Annotated in this window: 18 protein-coding genes; 8 read left to right on the top strand and 10 right to left on the bottom strand. The window is 64.2% G+C overall.

Features of this window, described 5'->3' with window-relative positions:
* Positions 1 to 8: 8 nt before the first annotated feature.
* Genes HU748_RS19790 through HU748_RS19780 form a run of 3 tightly spaced genes read right to left on the bottom strand, consistent with a single transcriptional unit; the run spans position 9 to position 3869 of the window.
* Positions 9 to 209: a DUF1656 domain-containing protein gene (locus HU748_RS19790; RefSeq protein ID WP_054894899.1), complete on the bottom strand. Its 201-nt coding sequence runs from the start codon at positions 207 to 209 to the stop codon at positions 9 to 11.
* Positions 199 to 2355: an FUSC family protein gene (locus HU748_RS19785; protein ID WP_186721589.1), complete on the bottom strand. Its 2157-nt coding sequence runs from the start codon at positions 2353 to 2355 to the stop codon at positions 199 to 201. Before HU748_RS19785 ends, HU748_RS19790 begins: the two co-directional genes overlap by 11 nt.
* Entirely contained in the window at positions 2355 to 3869 is a 1515-nt protein-coding gene (locus HU748_RS19780; RefSeq protein ID WP_186710988.1) for an efflux transporter outer membrane subunit, read from the bottom strand. The genes HU748_RS19785 and HU748_RS19780 overlap by 1 nt, the downstream gene beginning before the upstream one ends.
* A 180-nt stretch (positions 3870 to 4049) precedes the next feature.
* Here HU748_RS19780 and HU748_RS19775 point away from each other — a divergent pair, with 180 nt between their 5' ends.
* The gene (locus HU748_RS19775; RefSeq protein ID WP_186668158.1) at positions 4050 to 4997 is read left to right on the top strand and encodes a LysR family transcriptional regulator; all 948 of its coding nucleotides are present in this window, start codon (positions 4050 to 4052) and stop codon (positions 4995 to 4997) included.
* A gap of 113 nt (positions 4998 to 5110) precedes the next feature.
* Complete coding sequence (locus tag HU748_RS19770) at positions 5111 to 6085, top strand: D-glycerate dehydrogenase (RefSeq protein WP_186668160.1); 975 nt, start codon at positions 5111 to 5113, stop codon at positions 6083 to 6085.
* 134 nt (positions 6086 to 6219) lie between these two features.
* Here the strand turns inward: HU748_RS19770 and HU748_RS19765 are convergent, their stop codons facing one another.
* The 4 genes from HU748_RS19765 to HU748_RS19750 all read right to left on the bottom strand — a co-directional run bounded on the left by HU748_RS19765 (position 6220) and on the right by HU748_RS19750 (position 10039).
* Entirely contained in the window at positions 6220 to 7158 is a 939-nt protein-coding gene (locus HU748_RS19765) for a glycosyltransferase family 2 protein (protein ID WP_063546050.1), read from the bottom strand.
* On the bottom strand, positions 7155 to 7541 hold the full coding sequence (locus tag HU748_RS19760) for a GtrA family protein (protein ID WP_346655305.1): 387 nt from the start codon (positions 7539 to 7541) through the stop codon (positions 7155 to 7157). The genes HU748_RS19765 and HU748_RS19760 overlap by 4 nt, the downstream gene beginning before the upstream one ends.
* Positions 7538 to 9049, bottom strand: coding sequence for a glucosyltransferase domain-containing protein (locus tag HU748_RS19755; RefSeq protein ID WP_186721581.1), 1512 nt, complete (start codon positions 9047 to 9049; stop codon positions 7538 to 7540). Before HU748_RS19755 ends, HU748_RS19760 begins: the two co-directional genes overlap by 4 nt.
* A gap of 84 nt (positions 9050 to 9133) precedes the next feature.
* Positions 9134 to 10039, bottom strand: a complete 906-nt coding sequence (locus HU748_RS19750) for a DMT family transporter (protein ID WP_186668165.1) — start codon at positions 10037 to 10039, stop codon at positions 9134 to 9136.
* Between the two features lie 166 nt (positions 10040 to 10205).
* On the opposite strand from HU748_RS19750, the gene HU748_RS19745 reads away from it, so the two are divergent.
* Complete coding sequence (locus HU748_RS19745) at positions 10206 to 11099, top strand: AraC family transcriptional regulator (RefSeq protein WP_186721579.1); 894 nt, start codon at positions 10206 to 10208, stop codon at positions 11097 to 11099.
* A 110-nt stretch (positions 11100 to 11209) separates the two neighbouring features.
* Positions 11210 to 11659, top strand: coding sequence for a hypothetical protein (locus HU748_RS19740; protein WP_186721577.1), 450 nt, complete (start codon positions 11210 to 11212; stop codon positions 11657 to 11659).
* A gap of 60 nt (positions 11660 to 11719) precedes the next feature.
* Here HU748_RS19740 and HU748_RS19735 read toward each other — a convergent pair whose 3' ends face one another.
* On the bottom strand, positions 11720 to 14113 hold the full coding sequence (locus HU748_RS19735; protein WP_186721574.1) for a TonB-dependent receptor: 2394 nt from the start codon (positions 14111 to 14113) through the stop codon (positions 11720 to 11722).
* A gap of 207 nt (positions 14114 to 14320) precedes the next feature.
* Positions 14321 to 15904, bottom strand: a complete 1584-nt coding sequence (locus tag HU748_RS19730) for a peptide chain release factor 3 (protein WP_186710992.1) — start codon at positions 15902 to 15904, stop codon at positions 14321 to 14323.
* A gap of 583 nt (positions 15905 to 16487) precedes the next feature.
* Between HU748_RS19730 and HU748_RS19725 the strand changes: the two genes are divergently transcribed.
* The 4 genes from HU748_RS19725 to HU748_RS19710 are packed head-to-tail and all read left to right on the top strand — an operon-like array spanning position 16488 to position 19903.
* On the top strand, positions 16488 to 17174 hold the full coding sequence (locus HU748_RS19725) for an ABC transporter permease (RefSeq protein ID WP_186721587.1): 687 nt from the start codon (positions 16488 to 16490) through the stop codon (positions 17172 to 17174).
* Between the two features lie 13 nt (positions 17175 to 17187).
* On the top strand, positions 17188 to 18099 hold the full coding sequence (locus HU748_RS19720) for a glycine betaine ABC transporter substrate-binding protein (protein WP_186710993.1): 912 nt from the start codon (positions 17188 to 17190) through the stop codon (positions 18097 to 18099).
* Entirely contained in the window at positions 18096 to 18749 is a 654-nt protein-coding gene (locus HU748_RS19715) for an ABC transporter permease (RefSeq protein WP_186668177.1), read from the top strand. The genes HU748_RS19720 and HU748_RS19715 overlap by 4 nt, the downstream gene beginning before the upstream one ends.
* Positions 18746 to 19903 carry an ABC transporter ATP-binding protein gene (locus tag HU748_RS19710; RefSeq protein WP_186668179.1) on the top strand — a complete coding sequence of 386 codons (1158 nt, stop codon included), beginning with the start codon at positions 18746 to 18748 and terminating at the stop codon, positions 19901 to 19903. Before HU748_RS19715 ends, HU748_RS19710 begins: the two co-directional genes overlap by 4 nt.
* Positions 19904 to 20008: 105 nt before the next feature.
* Here HU748_RS19710 and HU748_RS19705 read toward each other — a convergent pair whose 3' ends face one another.
* On the bottom strand, positions 20009 to 22438 hold the full coding sequence (locus tag HU748_RS19705; RefSeq protein ID WP_186721572.1) for a TonB-dependent siderophore receptor: 2430 nt from the start codon (positions 22436 to 22438) through the stop codon (positions 20009 to 20011).
* Positions 22439 to 22534 lie beyond the last annotated feature (96 nt).

Here is a 22534-nt window from a genome sequence, read left to right as displayed (position 1 = left end):
AAGGTTTCTCACCAGTAGACAGACAGCGCCAGTGCGCCGAACAGGCAGACGAACAGGGACAGGCGCAGCAGCGCCGGGTGCCAGAAGAAGCGATAGCCGTCGTGGCTGGCGATGAAGCGGTCCAGGCCCCAGGCCAGGCCCGCAGCGAACAGGAACATCAGGGTCATGGTGGGCATGTACACGCCATGGAAGGCGATCTCACGGGGCATGGTGCAATCCTTTGGCCGGGGCCAGGGGTGACTGGGGGTCGAGCAGCGAGGTGCGGATGAAGTGCAGGTAGCTCTGCGCACGGCGCAGCACCGACGTGTCGAAGTGCCGGGCGAAGGGTTCGTCGGTGGCCTGCACGCGGCTGATGGCGTGGTCGACCGCCACCAGCGCGCGCTCGTGGTTGCTGGCGTTGGGCTGCAGGAACAGCCGCGCCAGGGCTCGCCCCATCACCCGGATCGCCTGGCGCCAGGGCTGCGACTCGGCGTAGGCCGGGTGCACCGGGGCATTGGCCTGCTCCTTGCGCAGTTCGATGACAGCGTGGCCGACTTCCGATACCACGAACATCCAGCCCATCAGCTCGGCCTGCACCTGCGGCTTGCCGGCCGCCAGGCCATAGGCCTGGTGCAGCAGGTCGCGGGTGCGGCTCTCGAACGCCGAGCCCAGGCCACGCAGGCGCCCACCGATGGCGAACAGCACCTGTTCGCGCAGGTCCTGCTCCAGGCGGCTCCATAGCCAGCGGCTGTTCGGCGGCAGGATGATCGCCCCGGCCGCAGCGCAGACCAGCATGCCGATGATCATGCCGATGTAGTCGTTGATGAAGGCGTACGGGTCATAGACCGTAAGGTTGTTGGGCACCGAGCCGATGGCGAAGAACACCAGCAAGCCCACGCCATAACCGGCATAGGCCGGGCGCGACGAGAGAAAAGCACCGAGCAAGAACACCGGCGCCAGCACCATGCACAGCAAGGCGAAACCGTCGATCCAGGGGAACACGAAGAAGATTTCGAAGAAGCCGATGAACGCCCCGAGCAGGGTGCCGCACGCCATCTGGAACGACATGCGCCTGGGGTTGGGCGAAGCTGCCGAAAGGCCGGCGGTGACCGTGGCGATCAAGGTCATCATGGCGCCGCTGGGCCAGTCGCTGAGCAGCCAGTAGCTGCCCAGCAGCAACAGCACCGCTGCACCACGCACCCCGGCGGCCAACGACACCAGCCAACTGGTCTGAGCCACATAGGGCTCGTCCCACTGCTCGCGTTCGTGGTTGTGCACGGCCAGTGATGCGTGGGTCTGGGCGTAGCTGTAGAGGTCGTCGACCAGGCGGTAGAGCAGCTCGTAGGTGGTGTGGAAGTCCAGCAGGTCGGCGTCGCTGGGGTCGGTCTCCAGGTACGTCGCACGCAGCCCGCGCACCTGGGCCTGCAGGCCGTCCTTGTAGGCCGCCAGCTCCAGGGTCAGGCGTAGTGCATCGGCATCGGTCAGGGCTCGCCCGACGTAAGGCTCGAGCAGCTGCGCCAGGGTTTGCAGGCCCGGTTCGATGGCGCCGACGATCTGCGCCGGGCCGCGTGCGCGCAGGCGTTCGAGCAAACGGTGCAGGGCGTTGAAACGGGTGGTGATGGCCATGAACTCGCTGTTCATGCGCACCAGGCGGCCAGAGCGCCTGCGCATGTGCGGGTCTTCGAAGGCGGTGACGTTGCGCAAGCTCTCCAGCCCCACCGCCTCGGCGATGAAACGCACGTTGCTGGACTCGAACAGCGCACGCTGGCTGTTGCCGCGCAGGGCCTCGACCACCACCCCGGCAAACACGCCGAAGCGCTGGTACAAGGCATTGCGCATGGCGGCACTGGCCGATTGCGGCAGGATCGCGGCACTGACCAGGGTCGAGACGAGAATCCCCAGGGAAATCTCCAGCACCCGCCAGACGGCGGCCATGAACGCCTGGTCGGGGTGCTGGAGCACCGGCAGGCCGATCATCGCCGCAGTATAACCGGCCAGCACGAAGCCATAGGCACGGAAGGTGCGGTAGCGCATGGCCCCTGCCGAGCACAGGCCGACCCACAGCGCCAGGCTGGGCAGGAACAGCTCGGTGTTCTGCGGGAAGATCGCGATCAGCGCGACCATCATCGCCGAGCCGGCCAGGGTGCCGAGCATGCGGTAGAAACTCTTGGCGAACACATGCCCGCTCTGCGGCTGCATGACGATGAACACAGTGATCATCGCCGTGCGCGGCTGCGGCAGCTCCAGGCGCATGGCCAGCCAGAGGGTGAGGAACGCCGCAGCGAGCACCTTGAAGATGTAGACCCAGGTCACCCCGTCGGTGCGCGCCCAGGCAAAGAAGCCCCGGCGCCACTCCAGGCTGGACAGCCAGCGCATCATTGCCCGTGCCCCGAGGCAATCAGGGCCGGCGCTTTCGGCGCGGCCTGGTGCGCCTCATCCGGCAGGTCGCTACCCGCGTCGAGGCCACCGCCCAGCGCCGTGACCAGCTCGGCATGCACACTCAAGCGCGCAGCCTGGACCTGCTGCTGGATCCGCTGCTGGCGAAACAGCAGGGTCTGCGCATTGAGCACGTTCAGGTAGTCGGTCAGCCCGCGCTGGAAGGCAACCGTGGCGATGTCGTAGGTCTTCTGCGCAGCGGCGACGGATTCGGCGGCGAAGTGCGCCTGCTGCGCCATCGACTCGCGACGGATCAACTGGTCGGAGATGCCCTTCAACGCCCCGACCACTGTTTCGTTGTAATGCGCAACGGCCATGTCGTAGCCAGCCGAAGCCGCGCCCAACTGCGCGCGCAGCCGCCCGCCATCGAAGATCGGCAAGCTGATGGCAGGCCCGACGTTGTAGTTGAACTTGCGCCCGGTGAGAAACTCCAGCGGCCCGCCACCGGTGGCCATGAAACCAAGGCCGCCGACCAGGTCGACGTTGGGGAAGAAGCCTGCGTGGGCGACCTCGATGCCACGAGCCTGGGCTGCCACCTGCCAGCGGCTGGCGACCACGTCGGGGCGCTGGCCGACCAGCTCGGCAGGCAATGCCGAGGGCAAGGACAGCGGCGCCGCCAGGGTCAGCGTCGGGCGTTGCAGGCTGGCACCCTCGCCCGGTCCCCTGCCGGCCAATGCCGCCAATTGGTTGCGGGTCAGGGCGATTTCTTCGTCGAGGCTGTCGATCTGCCGATGGGTTTCCGGCAACGGCGCTTCGGCCTGGCTGACGTCCAGATGGGTGCCGATCCCGGCCTCGAGACGCCGCCTGGCCAGCGCGAGGATCTGCTCCTGCTGCTCCAGCTCGGCCTTGACGATGTCGCGCTGGGCGAAATGCAGGCTCAGCTGGATGTAGGTGCGCACCACGTTGTTGTGCAATTCGAGCTGGGCCTGGCGGGCTTCGGCGGCACGCATGTGCGCCTGGTCCAGCGCCTGCTCACTGGCGTTGCGTTCACGGCCCCACAGGTCGAGGGCGTAGCTCAGGCCGATGGCGGCGTTGTTATCCCAGGTGTTGGCGCCGGACAGGGCGCCGGGGCCGTAGAACTGATCCTCCGGCCAGTTGTGGCGCTTGAGGGTCGCCTCGCCGTTGGCCTGAAGGTGTTCCGCCGACTCGACCACACCGGCCATGGCCCTGGCCTGGCGCACCCGCGCCGCGGCCATGGCCAGGCTCGGGCTACCGGCAACTGCGAGGTCCATCCAGCGGTCCAGCTGGGGATCACCATAGGCGCGCCACCATTGCTGCGCGGGCCAATGGGCGTCGCGCTCGGCTTCGCGGATGGCAGGGTCGGTGGCGAGTTGGTTGGCTTGCAGCGTCTTGCTTTGCGGGGCAATGCCCCAGGTTCCGATACAGCCGCTCAAGGACAGGCTTAGGGCACAGGCACTGAGCGCTCGAAGCGCTCCGATGTTGCGACGCGGCACAGCTGCGATTTCCCGAGGAAGAGGTGAAGGGGCCGGGCAATTCTAGGGGCGGGTTTCATTGGCGATAAGCGCATATTCCTGCGAATCTTTGTTACCAAAACAGCGATAATCCGGCTTTGGTCGGACGTGCTTTTTCATTACTTCATGTCACAATTTTGTCCTCTAGATCGAGAGTGACCCATGGACACCCTGCAAAACATGCGTGCTTTCAGTTGTGTAGCCCAGCTCGGCAGCTTCACCGCCGCCGCTGCGCAGCTGGATACGACCACCGCCAACGTGTCGCGGGCGGTCTCCAACCTGGAAGCCCATCTGCAAACCCGCCTGCTCAATCGCACCACACGGCGCATCGCCCTGACCGAAGCGGGCAAGCGCTACCTGATGCGCTGCGAACAGATCCTGACCTTCGTCGAGGAAGCCGAAGCCGAGGCCAGCGATGCCCACGCCCGCCCCGCCGGGCAGCTCAAAGTGCATTCGATGACCGGTGTCGGCCAGCATTTCGTGGTCGATGCCATCGCTCGCTACCGCCAGACGCACCCAGACGTCACGTTCGACCTGACCATGGCCAACCGTGTGCCCGACCTGCTCGACGAGGGCTACGATGTGTCCATCGTGCTGGCCAGCGAGCTGCCTGACTCAGGGTTCGTCTCCCAGCGCCTGGGGATCACCTACAGCATCGTCTGCGCCTCCCCCGACTACATTGCTCGCCACGGCATCGCACACAAGCCCGCCGACCTGCTCAAGCACCAGTGCCTGCGCATGGTCAGCCCGGTGATTCCGCTGGAAAAATGGCTGTTCGACGGTCCGGAAGGCCAGGAGATGGTCAACATCACCAGCTCGCCGTTCCAGGTGAACTCCGCCGACGCGATGAAGACCGCGATCCGCAGTGGCATGGGGGTGGGCGTGCTGCCGATCTACTCCGCCATCGACGGCCTGCGCGACGGCAGCCTGGTGCGGGTGATGCCCGACTATCGCCTGCAGGAGCTGAACCTGTACGCGATCTACCCGTCGCGCCAGTACCTGGATGCCAAGATCAAGACCTGGGTCGAATACCTGCGCAACTCGCTGCCGGAGATCCTGGCGGCGCACGAAGCAGACCTGAAGACCCATGAATTGCTGATCGCCACCTGAAAAAGCTGCTGCATTGCAGGTGGCGACAATGGTAGGTTGCTAACCAATCGTTGATTCGCGGCGGCCTTTTCGCAGGCCGCCATCGTCCCACCGCCTTGCAGAGAAGTAGCCCGATGAAAAAGACCGTCCTGGCCTTCAGCCGTATCACCCCGGCCATGGCCGAGCGCCTGCAGCACGACTTCAACGTGATCCTGCCCAATCCCAAACTGGGCGACATCAATGCCCAGTTCAACGAAGCGCTGCCTGAGGCTCACGGCCTGATCGGCGTCGGCCGCAAGCTCGGCCGCGCGCAGCTCGAAGGTGCCGGCAAGCTGGAGGTGGTGTCGAGCGTGTCGGTCGGCTACGACAACTACGACCTGGACTACTTCAACGAGCGCGGCATCGCCCTGACCAACACCCCCGACGTACTCACCGAAAGCACCGCCGACCTGGGCTTTTCGCTGATCATGGGCTGTGCCCGCCGTACCGCCGAGCTGGACGCCTGGACCAAGGCCGGCAATTGGCAGGCGACCGTAGGCCCGGCGCATTTCGGCAGCGATGTACACGGCAAGACCCTGGGCATCGTCGGCATGGGCAACATCGGCGCCGCCGTGGCTCGCCGTGGCCGCCTGGGCTTCAACATGTCGATCCTGTATGCCGGCAACAGCCGCAAGAGCGCGCTGGAGCAGGAACTGGGCGCGCAGTTCCGCAGCCTGGAGCAGTTGCTGGCCGAGTCCGATTTCGTCTGCATCGTGGTGCCGTTGTCCGATGCCACCCGCAAGCTGATCGGCGCCCGTGAGCTGAAGCTGATGAAGCCGAGCGCCTTCCTGATCAACATCGCCCGCGGGCCGGTGGTGGACGAGGCGGCGCTGGTCGAGGCGCTGCAAGCCGGCACCATTCGCGGTGCCGGACTGGATGTGTACGAGAAGGAGCCGCTGGCCGATTCGCCGCTGTTCAAGCTGCCCAACGCCCTGACCCTGCCGCACATCGGCTCGGCGACTGCCGAGACCCGCGAAGCCATGGCCAACCGGGCGATGGAGAACCTGCGCGCAGCGCTGCTGGGCGAGCGACCACGGGACCTGGTGAATCCGCAGGTGTGGAAGGGCTGAACCTGGCCGCTGACTGTACCGGCCTCTTCGCGGGCAAGCCCGCTCCCACAACAGCCCACATAGATTCTGAATACGGTGGTGTTACCTGTGGGAGCGGGCTTGCCCGCGAAGAGGCCAGCACCAATCCAACAGGCTCACCGCGGCTGGCGCCGCCGTCCCAGCACCTTGCGCACCACATACCGCGGCCGGTGCTTGGTCTCCTGGTAGATACGCCCCACATACTCCCCCAGGATCCCGATACCGATCAGTTGCACGCCCCCCAGGAACAGGATCGCCGACAGCAGCGACGGATATCCCGGCAGGTCGATCCCCCACAGCACCTTCTGCACGATCAGGTACACCGCGAACACCAGCGCGAACAGCGACACCCCCGCGCCGATGTAGGTCCACAAGCGCAAAGGCACGGTGCTGAACGAGGTGATGCCATCCAGCGCCAGGTTCCACAACCGCCACAGCCCGAACTTGCTCTCCCCCGCCACCCGCGGCGGGCGGTCGTACTCGATGATCTCGGTGCGAAATCCCACCCACGACAACACGCCCTTCATGAACAACTGTTGCTCCGGCAACTGGCGGATCGCGGCGACCACCTTGCGGTCGAGCAGGCGAAAATCACCGACGTTCTCTTCGATATGGGTGGAGGCGATGCGGTTGTGCAGCCGGTAGTACAGGCGTGCGCTCCAGCGCTTGAGCGGGGTGTCGGCATCACGGCTGCGGCGCTTGGCCAGGACCACGTCGGCGCCTTGCTGCCAGCGCTCGACCATCTGTGCGATCAGCTCGATGGGGTCCTGCAGGTCGACATCGATCGGCACCATGGCATCGCCATCGGCATATTCGAGCCCGGCGAACAGCGCCGACTCCTTGCCGAAATTGCGCGAGAAGTTGATCACCGTGACCCATTCATCACGCAGCGCAAGTTCGGCGCAGATCGCCTCGGTCTCGTCGCTGCTGCCGTCATTGACGAACAGGATCTCCACCGTCATGCCCTGCAGCGACGGCTCGGCGCGCACGGTGCGGTAGAAGTGCTCGAGGGTGTCCTGCTCGTTGTACACCGGCACGATGAGGGTGATGTTCATGGCGTCCTCCGTCTGAAGACCACAGTGCGCGAGTAGCTGTAACCCACTACCAGGCTGACCGTGGAAAAGGTCACGAGGGTCAGCCAGGGTGACAGGCGTGCCCAGTCGGAAAGCGCTCCCAGTGCCACGCTCACTATCCCCATGCCCAGCAGGAACAGCAAGTAGCGCCGTTTGCTGGGCCTGGCCGCGAAGGTGTAGCGGGCATTGACGTAGTACGACAGGCTGGCCGCCACGGCGAACGCCAGCAGGTTGCTTGGCGCCTGGCGCAACCCCAGCAGCAGGTGCAGCAGAAAGAACACCGACCAGTGCGCCAGGGTATTGCCCAACCCGACCAGCACATAGCGCCGCATCTGGCCGAACAGGCCGCCCGCACCGCTGCTCACGGCAACGTCCACGGCCTGGGCTGCGGCTTGGTCACCACATAACCCTGGTCGCCGACGAGGTAGATGCTGTACAGGCGGTTGTCCACCACTGGTGTGTCGCCGCGGGCCAGCAGATCATCGGCGCGCCAGGCCGGCGCCGGGCTCTGGTTGGCGGAGCTGTTGATATAGAACTGGCCGATACCGACGCGCGCCATCATCTCCGGCAAGAGTACGAAGTCCGAACTGCGGATGAACTTGAGCAGCGGCGCCCGGGCCTGCGCGCCAGAGGCTGCAGGCAACCAGCCGTCGGCCTGGTTGCGTTCGAGCAGGTAGAAGGCGCGGGCCTTGTCCAGCGCCGGGTGGCTGAGGATGTCCTGACCGATGTACTGGCCGATCGCAGCGAACTGCGCCTTCTGCGCCTCCAGCAGGCGGCCATGGGCGTAGGCCAGCGACAGCATCGACAGCAGCGGCAGGCAGAGAATCAGCGCACGGTCGGGCGCACGGTTGCCCAGCCCGCGCCTGGCCAGGTAGAGCAGCAGCACCAGTACGCAGGCAAAGCCCATCAGGGTGCGCGCGCCATGAATGAAATAGTCGAATGCCAGCATCACGCCGCTGGTCATCACCAGCAGCACCAGCACCGCCAGCAGCAGGCCGCCGCCGCGCACGAGCAGGCCCGGCAGGCCGTGGTCCCGATGGATACCCCGGGCATCGCGCCACAGGCCAACGCCGGCCAGCAGCGCCAGCCCAACCGCCAGGACCCGATTGCCGGGCGTCAGCAGCAGGGCGACCTGTTCGAACGCAGTGCCCAGGCGCTGTATCACTTCGCCCGGCAGCGCAGCGTCCAACGCCAGCATGCTCAAACGCTGCTCGGACATCCAGGGCATCGCCACCAACAGGTACACCAGCCCGCCCAACAGCATCTGCACCACCCGCAGGGTCACCGCTTTGCCCACCCTGGCCAGCGGATCGCCCCGCAACAGGCCGCGCACCGCGTCGATGCAACACAAGCCGATGAATACATTCAGCGTCACCTGGTAGAAACCCAGGCCGCAGGCAATCAATACGGTGCCAGCGAACAACCGGCGTGAATCGAGGCTTACCGCCAGGATCATCGCCGCCAACCCCAGTGCCATGGCGGGCCCGTCGTACTGGTACGACAGGTTCTGCAGGAAGAACGGGCTGTACCACAGCGGCAACACCACCAGCAGGTCGGTCGGGCGCGGCTGTCCGAAGTAATGAATGGCCAGGCGCGCCAGGGCATAGGCCGCCACCGGCAGGCTCAACAGCAGCGGCAAGGGAAACAGGTTGATCGCCCCACCCGCGAAGCTCAGCCCGGCATGCAGCCACTGGGTGAACAGGCGCCCTTCGGCGATCCAGTTACCCGTGGCGGTCTGCGCGCGCCAGACATCGTCGAGGTACATCGAGTCAGCAAGAATCAGCGGCAGCACATGCAGGCCAAGCGCGAGCAGGCAGAGCATGTGCGCCTGGCGCGGTGTCAGGGGGCGGTTCCACGGCTGGGCTGTCGACATGGCCTACCTTGCAGGATCAAGGGGTTTGGCCAAGTGTAGACAGCGCAGCGCCGGCATCTTCTGCATCGGTGTCGGGTAAAGGCCTCACTTCATGGCCAGCGTTGCCTGCGCAGCCTTGGCAACCCGGGGCTTGCGAAACACCAGCACGTTACCGGCCATCACCGCGACCAGCCCCAGTAATGCCGGTGCGGTCCACTGATAGCCTTCGGCGAATGCCGACACGTTCAGCGCCACCAGCGGGAACAGCACCGTGCAATACGCCGCCCGCTCCGGCCCCATGCGCCCGACGAGGGTGAGGTAGGCGGTGAAGCCGATCACTGAACCTGGGATCACCAGGTACAGCAGCGAACCGATATAGCGTGTGTTCCACTCCATGGCGAAGGGCACGCCTGTGACCAGGCAATACAACCCCAGCAGGCTCGCCCCATACACCATCCCCCAGGCGTTGGTGGTCATCGGCTTGAGGCCCGCCTTCTGTTGCAGGCTGGAAAGCATGTTGCCGGCCGAGAAGCACAGGGTGCCCAGCAACGCCAGGCCCAGGCCGACCAGGGTTTCGCGGCTGGCGGCGTGCCCTGACAGCTCCGGCCAGAACAGCAGGCCCAACCCCAGCAAGCCCAAGGCGCCGCCACCCAGCACGTTGGCGGCGATCTTCTGGCCGAAGAAGATCCGCGCGTTGAGCGCGTTCCACAGGGTTGCGGTGGAGAACACCACGGCGATCAGGCCGCTGGCGATCCACTGGCTGGCGGTGAGGAAGCACATGAAATTGACGCAGAACAGGCACAGCCCCTGGGCCAGGCAGATCAGGTGCCCGCGCCGATTCATCGGTTGCAGGCGACGGGTCAGCAGCAGGACCGCGAACAGGATCAGCCCGGCCAGGGCGAAGCGGTAGACGATCGATACCGGGATCTCGACCACACCCAATTGCAGTTTCAAGGCGATCCAGGTGGTGCCCCAGATCAGGACGGTGAGCAGGTAGAGCGACAGGTTCATGGGCTGGATCCTTGGGGCTTGGCGGTGGTCTGCGGGAGCGGCGGTGGGCTCACGAAGTCTGTCCCCCTCGCCCCGCCTCGCGCTTGCACAAACTTGCGCTTTTCCGTCGGCAACCACTCCCATTGCGCTCGCCTCGCAGTACGATAGCCCTCCAGAGGAATCGCCCATGCCGCCACTTCATCAGCTGCAAGTCTTCAACGCCATGCACAGCTCGCCCAACGCCCGTCTGGAAGCCAGCGCGCAAATGGGTGAGGGCCTGGCAGCAGCCCTGTGGCGCAACCGTGACGATGCGCGTGACTACCTCGCCCCCAGCCACCACACCCTGTCGTGCTACATCGCCGACGGCACCGGCACCTTCCGCCGCCAGCGCCCGGGCGACAAGGGCGCGCCCAACAAACTGTGCATCATGCCGGCCGGCCACGAGTCCAATTGGGTGGTCAACGGTGCTATCCGCCTGGCGCACCTGTACATCAGCGAAGAACAGTTCGCCTTGGGCTGCATTCGCCTGCTCGACCGCGAGCCACGGGAAATGCAGCTACACGAAGCCACCTTCCTCGACGACCCACAGCAGGCCCTGCGCTTTCACCAACTGATCGGGCTTGACTGGAACGAACCTGCCGAGCGCCTGCTGGCCAGCAGCCTGGCGCACGCCATCATCGACCATGCCGTGCTGGGCCAGGCCGGGCTGCGACAGGGCCTGCGGCTCAAAGGCGGCCTGGCACCGCACCAGCGTAGGCACTTGGTGGACTACATCGAGGCCAATCTCGACCAGCCGCTTTCACTGAACGAACTGGCGCTGCGCTGCAATCTGTCCGAATACCACTTCGCCCGGATGTTCCGCGCAAGCTTCGGCCTGCCGCCGCACCAGTACCTGCTGGCGCGCCGACTGCACCAGGCATGCCGGTTGCTGCGCCAGGGCGACCTGCAGCTGGGGCAGGTGGCATTGCTGTGCGGGTTTGCCAGTGCCAGCCATTTCAGCAACCGCTTCAGGCAGGCGATGGGCGCAACGCCCGGGGAATATCGCGCTGCGTTGGGCAGAATAGAACTTGCGAGCCGATAAACCTTCGCCTGGGTGCCTGATAATTCTGCTAGTTGTGGGCTCCTGATCAATTGCTTAGCTTCAGCAGGCACCTATCGTCCTTCACTGAATCTATCGCTCAGGGGTGGAACATGGACAAGATCACAAAACTACCCGACGCCTCTTATGGTTCAACTGCGCCGGATAGATCGGCGGAACCTCACTTTAACCTGAAGTGGTTTGGCTTCGAGAGCGAACATACGTACGAGACCTCGAATGCCAAGATTGATTATGAGTTCAACGAAGGCTTCACTCAGATCATCGCGTATATGGATCCCCCGATTGATCGAGTCGTTCTGAATGTTCCTAATGGAACCAAAGACGGGAATTACCCTTTTGTCACCAGGGATGAACATCAAGGCGGGAAAGTCGGCATCATCCCCGGAATCATCCTGGGAGGAACCAATATCGGTTCAGTAAAAGGTGTTGTCGATCTGAACAACATCAACGAAAGGTGCATCGTCAGCTTCTCTGGAACGGCAGGCGGTTTCAACCTCAAAAAAGGGTATTTCAATTTCCCTTACCCGCGTAAACCACGTTGATGGCTGAATATATTGAAAGCACTCTACTTCGCCATTGAAGTAGAGTGCTGCTGACCTGCCTCAGAACTCCAACGTACTCGACACACTCACCTGCCGTGCATCGCCGATGGCCACGAAGTACCGGTTCACCGCCGAGCTGTAGTACACCTTGTCGAACAGGTTCTTCACGTTCAACTGCAAACGCACCTTGTGCGCATCCAGCTTGGTCTCGTAGCTGGCGAAGGCATCGGCGACGGTGTAGGCCGGCAGGTCGAAATCGTTGGCCGGGTTACCTGCCCGCTCACCGACATAGCGTGCACCCGCTCCCAGGCGCAGACGATCACCGCCGAACAGGCTGCCGTAGTCGTACACCGCTGACAGCGAGCCAGTATGGCGCGCCACGTTCTGCAGACGATTGCCCTTGAGGTCCGGGTCCTTGGTCACTTCGGCGTCGGTGAAGGCATAGCTGCCGATCAGGCTCCAGCGTTCGCTGAGCTGGCCGCTCAGGTCCAGTTCGACGCCACGCGAGCTGACTTCGCCGGCATTGCTGTACAGGGTTTCGCCGGTGCGGGTGTCGAAGTTGGCCACCAGCACATTGCGCTTGGTGATGTCGAACAGAGCCAGGGTGCCGGTGATCTGCCCGGGAATGTCGAGCTTGGCCCCCAGCTCCCAGGCCTTGCCCTCCTCAGGAGCGATGGAAGAGTCGAGCACCAGGCCACCGGTCAGTGGGGCGATGCTGGAGTTGGGCTTGAACGACTCGCTGTAGCTGCCATAGAACGACAACTGCTCATCGACCTTGTAGACCAGCCCGGCATGCGGGGTCCAGGCGCGGTCGCTGGTATCGGTGTTGGTGGTGAACGGCCGGCCGCGACCGGCGAGCTGGTCGTACTGTTGCAGGCGCACACCGGCCACGGCGATCCAGTGCTCGTCCAGGTGCACGGCGTCCTGGAAGAACAGCGAGTCGGTGCGCAGCTTGTCGGTCTGGTCGCTGTCGCTGGCACGCACGGTGCTGCCTTCAGGCTCCTGCCCGTAGACCGGGTTGAGGTAGCTGAAGGTCGAGCGGCTGGCCTGGCGGATCAGGTCTGCGCGGTAGACCTTGCGGTCTTCATGGTCGAAGCCCAGCAACAGGTCATGCTGCATCCCGCCCAGTTGCACATTGCCGTTCAGGCTCAGGGTGGCGAACTGGTCGCGGCTCATGGCGCCGTGGGTGCCGTCGATGCTGCGGGTCAGGGTGCCACGGGCATCGTTGACGCCGGTCACCCGTACTTGGCTGGCGTCGTAGGTTTCACGGTTGAAGCTGTAGCCGAAGTGCAGTTTCCAGTCGTCCGCCAACTGGTGATCGACTTCAAGGCGATACAGGTCCGAACGGCCCTCCATGTCGTTGAACGGCTCGTCGAGGCGGCGAGTGGCCGGGATGTCCAGCGGGTGATTGGTGCGGTTGCTGATCGCCGTACCTCGGTCGAACGGATACAGGAACTCACGGTGCTCGTAGGCCAGCATCACCTGGGTGTCCTCGCCAAACCAGGCCAGCGACGGTGCCACCAGCGACTCGCGGTGCACGCCGTAGTTGCGCCAGTAGTCTTCATCTTCATGATCGACGATCAAACGATAGGCCAGGTTGCTGTCGCCCAGTGCACCAGTGCTGTCAAAACTGCCACCGCTGCCATTCTTGCCGCTGCCGTAGGTCGAGCCGCGCAGGGTCAAGGCGTTGTATTGCTCGAGCTGCGGGCGCTTGCTGACCACGTTGATCACCCCGCCCGGATCCTGGATGCCGTACAGCAGCGACGCGGGCCCCTTGAGCACTTCGACGCGCTCGGTGGTGGCGTTGAGGCTGCGACCCTGCACGATGGGCATGCCGTCGCGCATGATCGAACCGTCGCGATTGTCGCCGAAGCCTCGCTTCATCACCGTGTCGGAGGTGCCGCCGAAGTTGTTGCCCTGGGTGATACCACTGACGTTGGCCAGGGCATCGTCGAGGTTGCGCGGTGCCTGGTCGCGCAGCACCTGGGCCGGAACCACGTTGATGGCGTGCGGCGTTTCCAGGTTCGTCCCCTGGCCGCGCATGATCGAGGGGCTGGCCGGTGGCTGGTAGCTGAAGCTGTCCATCTGCGAGGTCACGGTGGTGGCCTGCAGGTTCAAGGCGCCGGACGTGTCGAGAGGCTCCAGGGTCAGGGTGCGCGCATCGACGCGGCGCCAGGCCAGCCCGGAATGGCCAAGCAATTGCTGCAAGGCCTGCTCGGCGCTGAACGCGCCGTTGAGCGCCGGCGCCTGCTGGCTGGGCAGCTCGAAGGTGTACACCACGCTTTGCCCAGTGGTGCGGCTGAAGGCGTTGAGGGCCTGGGCCAGTGGTTGACCGGGCTGGGCGAAGGTATACACCTGAACCTGCTCGGCGGCGTGAGCCAGGGGTGTCAGCGCCACAGCGGACAGGGTGCAGAGACCGAACCAGAGAGGGACGCAACGCGGGGTAAACTTCATGGACGCTGACCTGTGAGAGAACGGATTGATTGCGAATGAATCGCACTTTCACTCACTACACGAATGCCGCGCCGGGTTACCTCACTGCTTGTGCAAAAAATATTTCCGGAAGCGGCTGCACGCCCCATAACGGCACAAGGCCGCTCCCGGGCAGAGCGCTCATCGGCGCATTACCCGGAAGCGGCCTTGCGCCGCATCCTGCTGGGATCAGTGGTGTTCGCGGGTCGCGCGGAACTGCACGTCAGGCCAGCGCTCTTCCATCAGCGACAGGTTGACCCGGGTCGGCGCCAGGTAGGTCAGGTGACCACCGCCATCGATGGCGAGGTTCTCCATGGCCTTGTTCTGGAATTCCTCGAGTTTCTTCTTGTCGTCGCAGGCGATCCAGCGTGCCGACCAGACGGTGATCGGCTCGTAGGCACACTCGACCTTGTACTCTTCCTTCAGGCGGCTGGCGACCACATCGAACTGCAGCACACCGACCGCACCGAGGATGATGTCGTTGCTGCGCTCGGGGAAGAACACCTGGGTCGCCCCTTCCTCGGCCAACTGCTGCAGGCCCTGGCGCAGTTGCTTGGATTTCAGCGGGTCTTTCAGGCGCACACGGCGGAACAGTTCCGGGGCGAAGTGCGGGATACCGGTGAAGCCCAGCGCTTCGCCTTCGCTGAAGGTGTCGCCGATCTGGATGGTGCCGTGGTTGTGCAGGCCAATGATGTCGCCGGCGTATGCCTCTTCGAGCTGTTCACGCTCGGACGAGAAGAAGGTCAGCGCATCGCCGATGCGCAGATCCTTGCCCAGGCGCACATGGCGCATCTTCATGCCCTTCTCGTACTTGCCCGAGCAGATGCGCATGAAGGCGATACGGTCGCGGTGCTTGGGGTCCATGTTCGCCTGGATCTTGAACACGAAACCGGTGAACTTCTCTTCCACCGGCTCCACGGTGCGCTCGTGCGCCACACGTGCCAGCGGGCGCGGCGCCCAGTCGACAACGGCATCGAGCACATGGTCGACACCGAAGTTGCCCAGGGCGGTCCCGAAGAACACAGGCGTGAGCTGGCCGTTGATGAACTCGTCCTGGTTGAACTCGTGGCAGGCGCCCTGCACCAGTTCCAGTTGCTCGACGAAGCTATCGTACTGGTCGCCCAGATGCGCGCGGGCCTCATCGGAGTCCAGCTTCTGGATGATCTTGGCTTCGGTGCGCTCGTGGCCGTGGCCCGGGGTGTAGACGATGATGTAGTCACCGGTGAGGTGGTACACGCCCTTGAAATCGCGGTAGCAACCGATCGGCCAGGTGATCGGCGCGGCCTTGATCTTCAGTACCGCTTCGATTTCGTCGAGCAGTTCGATCGGGTCGCGGATGTCACGGTCGAGTTTGTTGATGAAGCTGACGATGGGCGTGTCGCGCAGGCGGCACACGTCCATCAGGGCGATGGTACGCGGCTCTACACCCTTACCGCCGTCCAGCACCATCAGCGCCGAGTCCACCGCGGTGAGGGTGCGGTAGGTGTCTTCGGAGAAGTCTTCGTGGCCGGGGGTGTCGAGCAAGTTGATCATGTGCTCGCGATACGGGAACTGCATCACCGAGGTGGTGATGGAGATGCCGCGCTGCTTCTCCATTTCCATCCAGTCGGAGGTGGCATGGCGATCGGACTTGCGCGACTTCACGGTCCCCGCGACGGAGATCGCCTTGCCCATCAGCAGCAGCTTCTCGGTGATGGTGGTCTTACCGGCGTCGGGGTGGGAAATGATTGCGAAAGTGCGGCGCTTCGCGACTTCGGCGGCCTGGTTGGTCATGGGAAATCGCCTGAATGGGGATCGAAAAAGGGGCGATATCATACCTGAACTCGGGCCTGGACCAAAATCGGATGAATGAGTGGTGGAGGCCCGGCCTCTTCGCGGGCAAGCCCGCTCCCACAAGATACCCACCGCCCTCAAGCCCTGTGCAATACCTGTGGGAGCGGGCTTGCCCGCGAAGAGGCCGGCACAGACACATCAAATGCAGCAAACAATCGGCTAGTCACGACAAAAGGCCGCAGGGCAGTTATTTCAACGCCTGCAGCGTATCAATGCGATTTTTATTCTTGTCATATTTCCCTGAAGCCAGTGATTAACACTGGCCAAATGCCGCCTCAGATGGGAACCTTTACGCCCCCGGAGACGTCCACTCCCCTGCAACCCGTTTCGGTTCAGGGCTGGTTTCACCAGCATTCACGAGCCTGACGGGGCTCGACTCATGGCATGAACGCACTGCCTCGCAGGCGTCACGCTGCTACTCGCGAACACACCACCCGCCTCCCGCACGGGCCGGCTACGAAGAAGTGTGTCCGCCGACGACATAAGGAGTCCACCTGTGGCGAAACGCTACGGAAAAGGGCTGATGGGATGGGGCTGCGTGCTCGTCATCCTGGCCCTGCTGATCCACTGGATCGGCACTGACACGATCGCGCGTTACCGCGACGATCTTGGGTTCTACCTGCAAGCGCACCTGGTACTGGTGTTGGCTTCGATGGCGGCGGCGCTGGCCGTGGGCATCCCCGCCGGCATTGCGCTCAGTCGACCGCACCGGGTCGACAAAGCCGAGCGCTTCATGCAGTTCTTCAACGTTGGCAACACCATTCCCCCCCTGGCCGTTCTGGCCATTGCCCTGAGCATTCTGGGCATCGGCGCAGGCCCCGCGATCTTCGCGTTGTTCCTCGCCTCCCTGCTGCCCATCGTGCGCAACACCTACGAGGGCCTGAAAAACGTCCCCGCCTCGCTCAAGGAAGCCGCCACCGGCATCGGCATGACCCCGCGCCAGCAACTCTGGCAGGTGGAGCTGCCCAACGCCGTGCCGATCATCGTCGGCGGCGTGCGCGTGGCCCTGGCGTTGAATGTGGGCACCGCACCACTGGCGTTTCTGATCGGCGCCAACAGCCTTGGCAGCCTGATCTTCCCCGGCATCGCCCTGAACAACCAGCCGCAGCTGCTGCTGGGCGCCGCCTGCACGGCGCTCCTGGCCCTGGTACTGGATGCCCTGGTGAGCTTCTCCAGCAAGCGCTGGCTGGAACGCGGCCTGGCCGGATAACAAGAGGGAACTCATGAAAAAGACAATCGCCTTGCTGCTGGGCGCGGCACTGCTATGCGCAGGTTTTGCCCAAGCTGCAGAAAAACCCCTGGTGCGCATCGGCGCGCGGGTGTTCACCGAGCAGACCGTGCTCGCCGAAATCACTGCCCAGTACCTGCGCGCCAACGGCTTCCAGGTCCGAGTCACCGGCGGATTGGGCAGCAGCCTGGCGCGCCAGGCCCACGAAACCGGGCAGCTCGACCTGATGTGGGAGTACACCGGGGTATCGCTGGTCTCCTACAACCACATCGAGGAACGCATGCCCAGCGCCGAAGCGACCTACAACAAGGTCAAGGCCCTGGATGCGAAGAAAGACCTGATCTGGCTGACCCCTTCCAAGTTCAGCAACACCTATGCCCTGGCCCTGCCACGCAAGGTCGCCGAAGCCTACCCGCAGGTCACCAGCATCAGCCAGCTGAACCAGGTGCTGCAGGACGAACAGGCACGCAAGCACCTGGTGGCGCTGGACACCGAGTTCGCCAATCGCCCCGATGGTCTCGATGGCCTGCAGGCGATGTACGGCATGCAACTGGGGCGCGCCAACATCCGGCAGATGGATGCGGGCCTGGTCTACACCGCCCTGCGCAACAACCAAGTGTTCGCCGGCCTGGTCTACACCACCGACGGCCGCCTCAGCGCCTTCGACCTCAAGCTGCTGGACGACGACAAGCACTACTTCCCCGACTACACCGCCGCGCCAGTGGTGCGCAAGGCCGTGCTCGACGCCCATCCACAACTGGCCGACCTGCTCAAGCCGCTGGCCGAGACGCTCGACGACGAGACCATGCGCCAGCTCAACGCCAAGGTCGATGTCGAGCACCAGAGCCCGTCCAGCGTGGCCGCCGCTTTCCTGCGTGAACATGCCTTCAGCGAGGTCGCGCGATGAACCTGTTCGATACCTTCGCCCATCTCGACTGGGCCCTGGTCCTGCAACTGACCGGGCAACACATCATGCTGGTCGGCATCGCCGTCAGCCTGGCCATCGTCATCGGCGTGCCGCTGGGCATCCTGATGACCCGCTTCCCGGTACTGGCCGGCCCGCTGCAGGCCAGCGCCACGGTGCTGCTGACCATCCCGTCGATCGCCCTGTTCGGCCTGCTGCTGCCGTTCTACAGCAAGTTCGGCCAGGGCCTCGGCCCGCTGCCGGCGATCACCGCGGTGTTCCTTTATTCGCTGCTGCCGATCCTGCGCAACACCTACCTGGCCCTGACCAACGTCGAGCCCGGCATCCGCGAAGCGGCACGCGGCATCGGCATGACCTTCGGCCAGCGCCTGCGCATGGTCGAGCTGCCCATCGCGGTACCGGTGATCCTCGCTGGCGTACGCACCGCCGTGGTGATGAACATCGGCGTGATGACCATTGCCGCGACCATCGGTGCCGGTGGCCTGGGTGTGCTCATTCTCACTTCCATCAGCCGCAGCGACATGTCGATGCTGCTGGTCGGCGCCGTACTGGTCAGCCTGCTGGCGATCATCGCCGACCTGCTCCTGCAAACCCTGCAACGTGCCCTGACTCCAGAAGGACTGCGCTCATGATCGAACTCAAGAACCTCAGCAAGACCTTCAACGTCAACGGCAAGGACGTCAAAGCCGTCGACTCGGTCAGCCTCACCGTCAACGAAGGCGAAATCTGCGTGTTCCTCGGCCCTTCGGGCTGCGGCAAGAGCACCACGCTGAAGATGATCAACCGCCTGATCACCCCGACCTCCGGCCAGGTGTTCATCAACGGCGAAGACACCACCGGACTCGACGAGGTCACCCTGCGCCGCCACATCGGCTACGTGATCCAGCAGATCGGCCTGTTCCCCAACATGACCATCGAGGAGAACATCACCGTGGTGCCGCGCCTGCTCGGCTGGGACAAGCAGCGCTGCCACGATCGTGCCCGCGAGCTGATGAGCATGATCAAGCTCGAGCCCAAGCAGTACCTGCAGCGCTACCCGCGCGAGCTGTCGGGTGGCCAGCAGCAACGCATCGGCGTGATCCGCGCGCTGGCGGCCGAGGCCCCGGTGCTGCTGATGGACGAGCCGTTCGGCGCGGTCGACCCGATCAATCGCGAGATGATCCAGAACGAGTTCTTCGAGATGCAACGGGCGCTGAACAAGACCGTGATCATGGTCAGCCACGACATCGACGAGGCCATCAAGCTGGGCGACAAGATCGCCATCTTCCGCGCGGGCAAGTTGCTGCAACTGGATCACCCGGACACGCTGCTGGCGCACCCGGTGGATGACTTCGTCAGCAACTTCGTCGGCCAGGACAGCACCCTCAAGCGCCTGCTGCTGGTGCGCGCAGAAGATGCCGCGGACAACGCGCCGTCGGTCAGCCCCGAGACCCCGGTGAGCGAGGCGCTGGAGTTGCTCGACGAGCACGACCGTCGCTACGTGGTGGTCACCGATGCGGCGAACAAGGCGATGGGGTATGTGCGCCGGCGCGACATGCACCGCCAGCAAGGCACCTGTGGGGACTTCCTGCGACCGTTCAATGCCACCGCGGCCCATGACGAGCACCTGCGCATCCTGCTGTCGCGCATGTACGAGTTCAATCGGGCCTGGTTGCCGGTGCTGGATGCCGAGCAAGTGTTTCTGGGTGAGGTGACCCAGGAGTCTATTGCGGCTTACTTGAGTTCGGGTAGGTCGCGGGGAGCGAAGACCAGCATCGTGTCGCCTGCGGAGGCGGTGGCCCTTTAGATTGCCAGGGGCGCTTTGCGCCTCGCCAATGTCGAATCAAATCCTGGATATGTAGTGCTGTACGGGCCTATTCGCGGGCAAGCCCGCGAATGGGGCGACTCGGTATCAGAACCCTACACTGGCCTGTACATAGAAGGTGCGCGGCTCACCCACGTACAACCCGGCGTTGTTGTCGCTGGAGCGGGTGTAGTACTGCTTGTCGAAGATGTTCTTCACCCCCGCCGCCAGCTTCAGGTTCGACAGCTGCGGACCGAAGTCATAGCCACCACGAGCATGCCAGGTCACATAGCCCGGAATGTTGCCGTACTGCCCATCGGCGCTCGGCTGGGTGATGTAGTTGCCGGTGAAGCTGCCATCGGCATTGACCCCGGTGCCCGGTGCGCGCTGCTTGGATTGAGCGTAGGCGTCCAGGTTCCAGGTCCAGCGGTTGATCTGGTAACGCAGCCCGGCAGTGGCCACCTGACGCGAGTAGAACGGCAGGTCGCGGCCCTTGAAGCCAGGGATCTCGCCTTCATAGGTGGCACGGGTGTAGGTGAAACCGGCATTGGCCGACAGACCGTCCAGACGCGGATCCAGGCCCGCCAGGTCATAACGCACCGATGCCTCGATACCCTGGTGCTTGGTCGCCCCCAGGTTGGTCCAGCCCACGTCGTTGCTGATGTACTGCAGTTCGTCGTCGAAGTCGATGTAGAACGCCGTCAGCTCGCCCGCGAAGTGGCCGTCGTCATAACGGGTACCGATCTCGTAGGTCTTGGCCTTCTCCGGCTCCAGGCCGTTGGCGGTGTTGTCACCCGAACCACCCTGACCCAACTGGAAGTACTGCAGGCTGCCGAACGAGGTCTCGTAGTTGGCGAACAGCTTCCACGCTTCGGACATGTGGTACATCACGCTCAGGGCCGGCAGCGGCTCGTTGCTGGTGATGCTGCGGTTCTTCTCCGGCACCGGGCGGTTGTTGTTGTCCAGCACCGGACGGTCGCGCCAGTCGGTATTGATGTGCTCGAAGCGGATGCCCGGGGTGATGGTCCAGTTGCCGACGTCGATCTTGTCATCGATGTAGTAGGCACTGGCCTCGGTGCCGCCGGTACGGTCCTGGTAGACATGGCCATCGGCGGTCGGGGTGACGGTCGGCACGTTGTCGATCAGCGCCAGGCGGGAGGCCTGCTCGCGCATGGCTTCCTTGAGGTAGCGATAGCCGACGCTGACTTCCTGGGTCACAGGCCCGGTGAAGAAGACCCGCGACACACGCGGCTCGATACCGAAGGTGGTGTAGTTGCGCGGGAACGACGACAGGGTGCGCTGGTCGCGAGCGGCAATGGCGCTGCCGCGGAAGCTGTCGGTGTAGTAGGTCAGCACTTCGAACTGAGTGGCTTCGTCGAGCTGGCGCTGCCACTTGAACGAGACGTCCTTGCGCCGACCACTGAAGTAGTCGTAGTCACGCACCGACTGGTAAGGGTCGCGGTCGAACTGCGCCTGGGTCAGGCCACCGGGCATGTCGGCGCGGCCGTCATAGTAGTGGAAGTTGAGCCAGAACTCGTCGCTGTCGGTAGGAGCCCAGTGGGTCTTGAGCAACACGTCATCGATGTCGTTGTCGTTGTTGCTGCGGCGGTAGCCGTTACCGTTGACGCCGGAGTACAGCAGTGCGACGCCGATGCCGTTGTCGGCAGTACCGCCGACGAAGGCCGATTCGGTGTGTTTCCAGCCGCCGTACTTGGAGGTTTCCAGGGTAGTACCCAGCTCGGCGGTGGCTTTTTCCGGGATCGCCCGGGTGACGAAGTTGATGACGCCACCGACGTTCTGCGGGCCATAACGCACCGAGCCTGCACCGCGGACCACGTCGATGCTGTCAAGGTTGCCCGAGGAGATCGGCGCCATCGACAACTGCGGCTGGCCATAGGGGGCGAAGGCCGCCGGCACGCCGTCGATCAGCACGGTCGAGCGTGGCGACAGGCGCGAGGTCAGGCCACGCACCCCGACGTTGAGCGACAGGTCGCTGCCGCCGGTGCCGTTGGAGTCCTGTACCTGCACACCCGGGATACCACGCAGTGCGTCGCGCACGTTCATGGTGCCCTGCTCGACCATTTCCTGGCGGCGCACCACGGTACGCGCGCCGGGGTGGTTCTGCACCACGGTCTGGTCGGCATCGCCCAACCAGTCACCCACCACCTTCACATCGGTCGGCGCCAGCTCCAGGCTGCCGGTGGTCAGGGTGCCGGCGCTCTGGGCCGGTTTGACCACCACGGTGTCCTGAGACATTTCGTAGGTCAGCCCGCTGCCCTGCAGCAGCTGCTGCAAGGCCTGCTCGGGGGCCAGGCTGCCAGACACCGCTGGCGCCTGTTTGCCAGCGACCAGCTCGGGGCTGAAGAACAATTGCAGGCTGGTCTGCTGGCCCAGTTGAGTCAGGGCCGAAGCCAATGGCTGGGCCTGGATCTGGATGGCGGCCGGAGCTTGTTCGGCATAGCTGTTCGCAGCGGCGGCGCTGACCGCCAGGGCCAGCGCCAGGCGGCGCAGGCGAAGGAAGGGCTTGTTGTTGTTCACGTCTTCGATAGGTCCTGAAAGTCCGGATAAACGCCAACCATGCGCAAATGGAAATGCTTGGCAGTTGCAGCTGGCGAGGAAGACGAACGAACCGGA

This window comes from Pseudomonas sp. RW3S2 (assembly GCF_014268955.1).
GTDB classification, from domain to species: domain Bacteria; phylum Pseudomonadota; class Gammaproteobacteria; order Pseudomonadales; family Pseudomonadaceae; genus Aquipseudomonas; species Aquipseudomonas wayambapalatensis.
Note: the sequence above shows the minus strand (reverse complement) of the source record. Positions and strands in the feature narration are given on the sequence as shown.

Bases quoted from the DNA above. Each gene is read 5' to 3' on its own strand.
- HU748_RS19765 (WP_063546050.1), bottom strand. From the start codon at position 7,158: ATGAACATCACCCTCATCGTGCCGGTGTACAACGAGCAGGACACCCTC.
- HU748_RS19730 (WP_186710992.1), bottom strand. From the start codon at position 15,904: ATGACCAACCAGGCCGCCGAAGTCGCGAAGCGCCGCACTTTCGCAATC.
- HU748_RS19710 (WP_186668179.1), top strand. From the start codon at position 18,746: ATGATCGAACTCAAGAACCTCAGCAAGACCTTCAACGTCAACGGCAAG.
- HU748_RS19740 (WP_186721577.1), top strand. From the start codon at position 11,210: ATGGACAAGATCACAAAACTACCCGACGCCTCTTATGGTTCAACTGCG.
- HU748_RS19735 (WP_186721574.1), bottom strand. From the start codon at position 14,113: ATGAAGTTTACCCCGCGTTGCGTCCCTCTCTGGTTCGGTCTCTGCACC.
- HU748_RS19750 (WP_186668165.1), bottom strand. From the start codon at position 10,039: ATGAACCTGTCGCTCTACCTGCTCACCGTCCTGATCTGGGGCACCACC.
- HU748_RS19785 (WP_186721589.1), bottom strand. From the start codon at position 2,355: ATGCGCTGGCTGTCCAGCCTGGAGTGGCGCCGGGGCTTCTTTGCCTGG.
- HU748_RS19720 (WP_186710993.1), top strand. From the start codon at position 17,188: ATGAAAAAGACAATCGCCTTGCTGCTGGGCGCGGCACTGCTATGCGCA.
- HU748_RS19755 (WP_186721581.1), bottom strand. From the start codon at position 9,049: ATGTCGACAGCCCAGCCGTGGAACCGCCCCCTGACACCGCGCCAGGCG.
- HU748_RS19770 (WP_186668160.1), top strand. From the start codon at position 5,111: ATGAAAAAGACCGTCCTGGCCTTCAGCCGTATCACCCCGGCCATGGCC.
- HU748_RS19745 (WP_186721579.1), top strand. From the start codon at position 10,206: ATGCCGCCACTTCATCAGCTGCAAGTCTTCAACGCCATGCACAGCTCG.
- HU748_RS19775 (WP_186668158.1), top strand. From the start codon at position 4,050: ATGGACACCCTGCAAAACATGCGTGCTTTCAGTTGTGTAGCCCAGCTC.
- HU748_RS19790 (WP_054894899.1), bottom strand. From the start codon at position 209: ATGCCCCGTGAGATCGCCTTCCATGGCGTGTACATGCCCACCATGACC.
- HU748_RS19725 (WP_186721587.1), top strand. From the start codon at position 16,488: ATGGGATGGGGCTGCGTGCTCGTCATCCTGGCCCTGCTGATCCACTGG.
- HU748_RS19715 (WP_186668177.1), top strand. From the start codon at position 18,096: ATGAACCTGTTCGATACCTTCGCCCATCTCGACTGGGCCCTGGTCCTG.